9 protein-coding genes are annotated in these 8,389 nt (G+C 66.7%); 3 read left to right on the top strand and 6 right to left on the bottom strand.

What is annotated here, in order from left to right:
* The 3 genes from WBV89_RS02965 to WBV89_RS02955 form a co-directional block, all read right to left on the bottom strand.
* Positions 1-455, bottom strand: a 455-nt coding sequence (locus WBV89_RS02965; RefSeq protein ID WP_423979853.1) for a circularly permuted type 2 ATP-grasp protein, incomplete at its 3' end; no start/stop codon positions are given.
* Positions 455-1,393 (bottom strand): alpha-E domain-containing protein, encoded by a 939-nt coding sequence (locus WBV89_RS02960; RefSeq protein WP_423979852.1) that lies wholly within the window; start codon positions 1,391-1,393, stop codon positions 455-457. The genes WBV89_RS02960 and WBV89_RS02965, both read right to left, overlap by 1 nt.
* Positions 1,393-2,880 carry a circularly permuted type 2 ATP-grasp protein gene (locus WBV89_RS02955; RefSeq protein WP_423979851.1) on the bottom strand — a complete coding sequence of 496 codons (1,488 nt, stop codon included), beginning with the start codon at positions 2,878-2,880 and terminating at the stop codon, positions 1,393-1,395. Before WBV89_RS02955 ends, WBV89_RS02960 begins: the two co-directional genes overlap by 1 nt.
* A 109-nt stretch (positions 2,881-2,989) precedes the next feature.
* Between WBV89_RS02955 and ligD the strand changes: the two genes are divergently transcribed.
* Positions 2,990-4,009, top strand: coding sequence for a non-homologous end-joining DNA ligase (gene ligD, locus WBV89_RS02950; RefSeq protein WP_423979854.1), 1,020 nt, complete (start codon positions 2,990-2,992; stop codon positions 4,007-4,009).
* A 34-nt stretch (positions 4,010-4,043) separates the two neighbouring features.
* On the opposite strand, the gene WBV89_RS02945 is transcribed toward ligD, so the two are convergent.
* Entirely contained in the window at positions 4,044-5,429 is a 1,386-nt protein-coding gene (locus WBV89_RS02945) for a M28 family peptidase (RefSeq protein WP_423979850.1), read from the bottom strand.
* 118 nt (positions 5,430-5,547) lie between these two features.
* Between WBV89_RS02945 and WBV89_RS02940 the strand changes: the two genes are divergently transcribed.
* The gene (locus tag WBV89_RS02940) at positions 5,548-6,135 is read left to right on the top strand and encodes a nitroreductase family protein (RefSeq protein WP_423979849.1); all 588 of its coding nucleotides are present in this window, start codon (positions 5,548-5,550) and stop codon (positions 6,133-6,135) included.
* Positions 6,136-6,173: 38 nt separating this feature from the next.
* A complete protein-coding gene (gene thrH / locus WBV89_RS02935) occupies positions 6,174-6,794 on the top strand; it encodes a bifunctional phosphoserine phosphatase/homoserine phosphotransferase ThrH (protein ID WP_423979848.1) in 621 nt (206 codons plus the stop codon).
* Here thrH and WBV89_RS02930 read toward each other — a convergent pair.
* On the bottom strand, positions 6,705-7,598 hold the full coding sequence (locus WBV89_RS02930; RefSeq protein WP_423979847.1) for a phosphatase PAP2 family protein: 894 nt from the start codon (positions 7,596-7,598) through the stop codon (positions 6,705-6,707). The two genes, thrH and WBV89_RS02930, sit on opposite strands and share 90 nt — an antisense overlap.
* Positions 7,598-8,332, bottom strand: coding sequence for a hypothetical protein (locus WBV89_RS02925; RefSeq protein WP_423979846.1), 735 nt, complete (start codon positions 8,330-8,332; stop codon positions 7,598-7,600). Before WBV89_RS02925 ends, WBV89_RS02930 begins: the two co-directional genes overlap by 1 nt.
* Between the last annotated feature and the right edge of the window lie 57 nt (positions 8,333-8,389).

Below are 8,389 nucleotides of genomic sequence, written 5' to 3'. Positions count from 1 at the left end.
GTGTGGTCGGCGATCGCGAACCAGACACCGTCGGCGGTCCGCACCACGTCGACCGCATACGTCGACAACCACCGGCGCTGCTGTCGTCGGGTGACCGCGCCCACCGCGGCGAGTCGATATCCGGGGCTCCCCCACAGGACGGCCGGATCGACGACCCCGTCGGTGACCAGTCGGCGTTCGCCGTACAGGTCGGAAAGCAGCGCTTCGAGCATCTCCATGCGGCGCGTGACGGCACCCTCGATCCACGCGAACTCCGCCGCATCGAGCACGTACGGAATCGGGTCCAGCCTCCACGGCCGACTGGCCAGACCCACGGATCGACCATCGGAACGGACGGGCAGGTCGTGCACGATGTGGCCGGCGCCTTCGGCCATCAGCAGGCGATCGATCGCCCCTTGTCGTCGGAGGAGATCGCCGAGGTCAGTCGGGTCCACGGCGTCGAACGTCCTACTCATCAACCACCATCGATACTGAGGTAGCGCTCGGTGATCGCGCTGTTGACCTTGCCGAGGAGTGACTGTACCCACTCCATCGCGCGATCGAGGTCCGCGCCGTCGGTGGTCGTCGCCATCACCGACAACAGCGCATCGCGCGCTGCCGTGACGGTCGACTTCACGGCCTCCGAGCGGGTCAGTCGGTCGAGGCTCCGGTCGATTTCGTCCAGGCAGAACAACACCGACCGGGGAAACCGGCTGTCGAACAGCAGGAACTGGACCACGGCGGTCGCATCGATCGACCCACGCACGGAGCGTTGGAACATCTGGAGGGCGGACAGCGACCGCAGAACTCCCATCCAGTGCACCTCGTCGTATGCGAGCGACGACTCACGGTGTGCCATCAACGCTGCGGCGCGGACGCCGACCACGCGCGTCGTCATGTCCGCCCGTTCGAGGTAGCGGCCGAGCCGCCAGATCTGCCACGCGTCGTCGCGCGTCATCGACGAGGTCAAGATCCCATCGAGGCGCCGACTGTCGTCGATGACCCTGGTCAGCACCCGGTCCCGGAATCGACGGTCCTCCGCTCGCACGGCTTCTTCCTGAGCGAACAGCGAGAGATCGTTCACAGCCCGCCACGCCTCTCGCGGGAGGACCTCGCGGGTGGTGCGCAGATTGGCCCGCGCCGCCGCGATGCAGAAGGCGACGCTGCCGGATTGCTCGGTGTCGGACACGAGTCGACGCACGACGTCGCGCTCGGGGACGCCATGGTGTGGGCCGTCGGACGGGTCGCCGAGTACCGCGAGCAGCGCACCCCAGCGTGAGATCGAGTCGTCCTCGCTGGGGAGGTCATCGATCAGTTCGCCGTACGACTGCACGAGTCGGGAGATGTCCTCGCCGCGCTCGAGGTAGCGGGCGGCCCAGTAGATCCGGTCGGCATTTCGGGACAGCAGCGCCATCAGGCCGCCCCTCCCCCGCCGGACTGCGATTGGCCTTGCGTCTGGAACGCCGTCTCCTGGGTGGACCAACCCGTCGAGTGATTCGGTTCGTCGACGATCCACGTGTCCTTGCTGCCGCCGCCCTGTGACGAGTTGACGATCAACGACCCCTCCTGCAACGCGACTCTGGTCAACCCCCCGGCGGTGACGTAACTCGACTCGCCGGTCAGGATGAACGGGCGGAGATCGACGTGGCGCGGGTGCATGGTCCCGTCGATCAGGGTCGGAACCGTCGAGAGGTTGATGATCGGCTGCGCCACCCAGTTGCGGGGGTCGTCGAGAATCGATTCGGCGCACTTCGTCAGCTCGGCCTCCGACGCGCGGCTCCCGATCGTGATGCCGTACCCACCGCTCTCGTTAGCAGGCTTCATCACGAGTTCGTCGAGGTGTTCGAGCACGTACTCCCGTTCGTCCTCGTACATGCACCGGTAGGTCGGAACGTTCGCGATCTGGGGCTCCTCGTCGAGGTAGTAGCGGATGATGTCGGGCATCCAGGCATAAACGCATTTGTCGTCCGCGACGCCCGCACCCGGCGCGTTCGCGATCCCGACGTTGCCGGCCTTCCATGCCCGCATCAGTCCTTCGGCGCCGAGGAGCGAATCCGGTCGGAACGCCTCCGGATCGAGGAACAGATCGTCGATGCGTCGGTAGATGACGTGGACTCGCTGGCGACCCTCGGTCGTGTGCATGTAGACACAGTCGTCGTCACCGACCACGAGATCGCCACCTTCGACCAGCTCCGCTCCCATCCGCTGCGCGAGGAACGAGTGCTCGAAATAGGCCGAGTTGAAGATCCCGGGCGTCAGGACCACGGCGGTCGGATTCTCGACGCCGTCGGGCGCCAGCGACATCAGCAGCTTGTTCAGGGCATCGGTGTAGGTGTCGACCGGCCGGATCCGGTTCTGCCCGAACAGTTCGGGGAACGCGCGCTTGGTCACCGCCCGGTTCTCGATCACATAGCTCACACCGGACGGCACCCGCAGGTTGTCCTCGAGGACGTAGAAGGTCCCGTCGTCGTCTCGGACCAGATCGGATCCGGAGATGTGCGCCCAGACGCCGAACTTCGGGTGGGCTCCGACGCACTCGGGACGGAAGTTCGCCGAATCCTCGAGCAGATCGGCCGGGAACACGCCGTCCGCGATGATCCGCTGATCGTTGTAGAGGTCGTCGATGAACATGTTGACCGCGCGCAGGCGCTGGGCGAGGCCACGCTCGACCTGGGACCACTCGTCGCCGGGGATGATCCGCGGGACGACGTCGAACGGCCAGGCGCGATCGATGTTCTCGCCGTCGGAGTACACCGTGAACGTGATGCCCATCGTCAAGATGTCGAGTTCCGTCGCATGCTGACGGGCGAGGAGTTCCTCCGAACCGAGTTGATCGAGCAACGACCAGAGCCCGGCCGCCGCGGGGCGTGGTGTCTGGTCTGGGTTCAGAAGTTCGTCCACGACCCCAAGTGATACCCCATCGGAAGCCTCGGGAAACACAGCGGCAACCGATCGTGACGTAGCGTTCACGATCGTGGCGTCGTCGGAGGAGTTCGGAGCACCGGTGGAAATTCGCGTCGACCTGCCCGACGGGGCACATCGCACGGTCGCGATCACGAACCCGGACAAGGTGATGTTCCCGTCGGTCGGCGCCGACAAGGAGGAACGCACCAAGCTCGACCTCGCCCGGTACTACGTCGCCGTCGATGAAGCGATCATGCGGACCCTCGACGATCGGGCGGTGCTGCTCGAGCGCTATCCGAACGGGGTGCGCGGAAAGTCGTTCTTCCAAAAGCGGATTCCGGACTCGGCGCCGGACTGGCTGACCACGACCACGGTCGAGACGATCAACGGCACCCCGTCGCGGGCACTCGTGATCTCCGACCTGGCACACGTGCTGTGGGCGGCGAACCAGGGCGTGCTCGGATTGCACGTGTGGCAGTTCCGCTCCGCCCATCCCGAAGACGCCGACGAGATGCGGATCGACCTCGACCCGTCGCCGGGCGTCACCTTCGACATGACCCGTGAAGCTGCCGGCCACACGCGCGACCTGTTGGCGGAGTTCGGCATGGTGGGCTTCCCGAAGACGACGGGAAGCAAGGGGATCCACATCTACGTGCGCGTCGAACCGGGCTGGGACTCGTTCGCCGTACGCGGCGCCGTGGTCGCCCTCGGGCGGATCCTCGCCGAACGCCACGCCGACCTGATCACCGACAAGTGGTGGAAGGAGGAACGCGGCGAGCGGGTGTTCGTCGACTTCAACCAGAACGCGCCACACAAGAACATGTTCGGTGCCTGGGGTGTGCGTCCCCGTGTCGGCGCGCAGGTGTCGACCCCGTTCCGGTGGGACGAACTCGAGACGATCGACCCGGAGGCATGCACGATCGACACGGTTCCGGCACGTCTCGAGGAGTACGGCGACCCGTGGGAACTGATGGACGATGCGGTCTGCACGATCACCCCGCTCGTCGAACGCTTCGCCGCCGACCTCGCGGACGGCATCCCCGACGCACCCTGGCCGCCCGTCTATCCGAAGATGCCCAACGAAGCGCCCCGCGTCCAACCGTCACGAGCCCGCAAGCCCGACTGACGGTCATCGGGTGTCCGACACCCGATGACACCGATCAGACCGGAAGCGTGCACTCGCTGTTGGCGAGGCCGTCGATCAGTGCGGCCGAACCTCCCAGGATCGCCCCGGAGGCGGCATCGTCATAGGCCGCGGCGCCGGCGTCGACGATCGCGTGCAGGTCGACGAGGAACTGCGCGCTCGTCGCCGGCCCGTCACCGGCGAGAATGGCGAAGTCCGGCTCGGCGCGGGCGACCACGTCGAGCATCGCCACCGCGTCGTCATAGGTGGTCAGCGGAGTATCGGACACGAACGTCGGCGGCGTCTGGGTCGTCAGCAAGTCGTCGACGAGCGTTTGCGCCGTCGCGATCTGGAGGTCGAGCTTGTCGTCGTCGACATGGTCGACGTCGTCGAGCACGGTGTGATAGCAGCCGTTGTTCGCGTCGGTGAAGAAGACGGACGGGACACCGCCTGCCACGAGGCTCGCGTGGTCGCTCCGTCCCTGACCGAAGATCAGGCTGAGCGTCGCATAGTCGAGCGTCGATGCGTCGGTCGCCCGTCCTGCGGCGTCGACCAGTGCCTCGCCGCCGGTCTCCGGGCCGACGAGGATCGTCGTGTTCGCCAGCTCGGGCGTCAGCTGCGCGCCTTGGATGTCGAAGTTGACGTAGGCCACCGTCTGTTCGAGCGGGATGAGCGGATCGCCGACATACACCTCGGATCCCACGAGCCCGTCCTCCTCACCGTCCCACAGACCGACGATGATCGACCGTCGATCACTTTCGTCCCCATCGCTGGATTCCTGAATGTAGGCGGCGTCGACCGTCTCGATGATCGACACGACAGCGGCCACCCCGGCCGCATTGTCGGCGGCGCCGTTGCAGATTTCGTCATCGGTCACCCCGCGGTCGTCGCACTCGCCGGGGCCGAGATGGTCGTAGTGAGCTCCGATCAACACGTATTCATCGGCGAGGTCGCCCCGACCCGGCAGGAGTCCGATGATGTTGGTCCCCTCGTCGTACGGCTGCAGGAACCCGTCGTCGCCTGCGGCATCCGGCCGGGCGGGTTCGAGGACGTCGACCAGCTCCGACAGCAACAGCTCTCGGGCAGCGGTGGACCCGTCCGTGCCGTTGTTCCTGCCGTTCAGTTCGTCGGACGCCAACTGTTCGACCAACGTGGAGGGGTCTCCCGTCCCGGCGTCGATCGTCGGCACATCCGTCGCCGGAGGCTCGGTCGCCGGAGGCTCCGTCGCCGGCACGTCGGTCGCGGCCGGTTCGGAGGCAGGTGGCTCGGGGGCAGGTGGCTCGGTGGCCGGAGGCTCGGTCGCAGGCGTTTCGTTGGTCGCGGCGACATCCTCCTGAGTGTCGGGAGTGCTGTCTCCGTCAGACCCCGAGCAGGCGACAGCGAGGAAGGCGAGGGCGGCGACGGGAATGACGAGCGAACGCATGGCCCGACTCTTGCAGACCCTGACCGCGCACCCGCGGTCATCGGGTGCCAGCACCGGACGACCGCGATGTGCGTGGCCGAGGTGTCGATCGGGGCTGCGGCCTGACAGGCTGGCGACCATGACGTCAGGGACCTCGACCGAGCCCGCAACGTACGATCAGCTCGCCGCGGTGATCCGCAGTCGACGGACGTCGATGCTCGTCGACCATGCCGCCGACGTCCAGGTCGCGCTGGTCGAGCAACTCTGCGAACTCGCCTCCTGGGCCCCGAACCACAAGCGGACCTGGCCGTGGCGATTTGCCGTCTTCACCGGCGACGGCCGCCGACGGCTCGGCGAGACGATGGTGGCCGACATGGTCGATGCCGACTTCGGTGACGAGGGCAAACGACTCAAGACGGCCGGCAAGTATCTCCGCACACCGGCCACCCTGGTCGTCGGGTGCGGACCTCACGACAACCCGATGTTGCACGTCGAGAACCGGGATGCCGTCGCTGCCGCGATCCAGAACCTGCTGCTCGCGGCGACGTCGATGGGTCTCGCGACGTTCTGGTCGACGCCGGCTCTGTCCGAACCGCCCCGCGTCCTCGACCTGTGCGGCTTCGATGCCGGCGACCGCGTCGTGGGCATCATCTACCTCGGGTGGGCCGAACAGTCATGCGACGCACCCGAGCGTCCGCCGGTCGAGCTGACGGTCGTCGATCGCTGACATTTCGGAGTTCGGCCCGAGCACGTCAGAATGTCGGCGTGGCCGCCGAGATCGAACCGACCCAGACCATCGTCACCCTCGACCTCGAGGGCGTCCTGATCCCGGAGGTCTGGGTCGCTGTCGCCGACACCACGGGGATCGAAGGATTGCTGCGCACCACCCGCGACGAACCCGACTACGACGTCCTGATGCGCTACCGGCTCGGCCTGCTCGAGCAGCACGGGCTCGGCCTCGCGAAGATCCAGGAGGTCATCGCGACGCTCGAACCGATGGCCGGGGCCCGGGAGTTCCTCGACGAGCTCCGCTCACGGACCCAGGTGATCATCCTGTCGGACACCTTCGAGCAGTTCGCTCATCCGTTCATGCGCCAGCTCGGATGGCCCACCATCATGTGCCATCAGCTCGTCACCGACGGCGACCGCATCGTCGGCTACCAGCTCCGCCAGCCGGACCAGAAGCGCAAGGCGGTCCAAGCGTTCCAATCGTTGAACTTCCGCATCATCGCCGCCGGCGACTCCTACAACGACACCACGATGCTCGGGGCGGCGTCGACGGGCTACCTGTTTCGTTCACCCGACAACGTGATCGCCGAGTTCCCCCACTTCCGGAGCTTCACCGCGTACGACGACCTGCTCGACGCCATCAGCGCCGATCTCTGACCCGCTTCTCCACCCCCGCCACATGCGGCGGACGCCTTCGTCGATCGCGAGCGACAGCCCGACGAGTCCGATCGCGACGACCCCGTCCAACCACCAGTGATGCCCGGTGGCCGCGACGACGAGGATCGTGATCGGCAGGTGCGCGGCGAACAACCACTTCCAGCGACTCGACGTCGACGCGACGACTCCGAACGCGATCACCGCTGCCCACGCCACGTGGATCGACGGCATGGCGACGAACTGCCCCGACACCCCCGTACCGACGGGGCCGTACACCGACATGTCGTAGACCTCGGACAGATCCTGGTATCCGAGGTCGGTCAGGAAACGGGGCGGGGCGACGTGCCAGAAGCGGATGAAGAGGCAACCAGCCGTGGTCATCGCGAGCACGTTCCGCCAACGTCCGTACTTGTCGCGGTGGCGCCAGAACATCCAGATCAGGAACGCGAACACCGTCGGCACGTGCATCCCGATGTAGTAGGCGGCGCTCAGCCAGCCGAGCGGCTGGTGGGCGACGACGAACTCCTGGAGACTGAGCTCGGTGGGCCACCCGACCGCGTTCTGGAAGTCGACGATCGAACGCGCCCGCTCGATCGCGCCGTCCGACTGCGTCAGCGGGAGCTTCTTCGCCGACCGCCACAACCCGTAGAGCCCGGTCAACACCGCCAGCTCGTGCAGGATCGGCAGCGACACCTCCGTGAACCGAGACGGCCGCAATCGGCGCACGATCAGGAACAGGGCGATGCAGATCAGCATCGTGATCCACGCCTGTTGCCAGGTGGGCCACTTCGTCGCAGCGAGCATCATCGGCGACCGAACCACCCCTTCTTCGACCGCTTCTCCTTCTTCTGTTTCGCCGCTGGCTCGTCGCGGATCGTCGCGCAACTCCAGCCTGCGTACGTTCCGCCGTGACGCTCGGAGATTAGCCGCACGGTCCAACTGTCGGAGGTGAGGTCAGCGGGATCGGCTCGGTTCCAAACGACGAGCGTGCCGTCGATGGGCGCGTCCACGGTGAAACCGATGCTCGCGACCGCCGACGCCAAGGCGCCGACCCGGTCGTCGTCGACTCCGTGGATCACGTGGTCGATCGGGCGAACACCACCGACGTCGCCGGCGGCATGGAGATCCGCCATCACCCGGAGGTCGGCCATCGACTGCTGCTCCATGTCGAGCGGGCGGACGCCGTCGAAGAGTTGCCAATCGGGGTCGATGGTCGGGGCGACGCTGACCGATGCTCTCGCCGGAAGCGGAAGTTCGGTGAATCGTGATGCGTGCTCGTCGTCCGGCAGGTAGACGAGCGTCCGGAGTCGGGTCGCCGTTCGTCGTGTCCCGACGATCCGCCCGCCCAACCGTGTCGTGATCGATTCGATCGACATCTCGGCCGGGCCGATGAACTCGGGCATCGTCGAGGGCGCATCGATCGTGATCTCGCACGCCAACGGGAGTCCGGCGATCGGCGCCATGTCGAGCGACTCGCCATCGACACCGATCATCTCCGTTGCACCCGCCGCATCACGACGGAACAGCTCCCACGCCATCCCCGCAGGCTACGAGCGTTACGTAACGGGTCTGACCCGTTACGTAACGCTCGGTGG

Origin of the sequence: Ilumatobacter sp. (assembly GCF_049588435.1) — a bacterium.
Lineage (GTDB): Bacteria > Actinomycetota > Acidimicrobiia > Acidimicrobiales > Ilumatobacteraceae > Ilumatobacter_A.
Note: the sequence above shows the minus strand (reverse complement) of the source record. Positions and strands in the feature narration are given on the sequence as shown.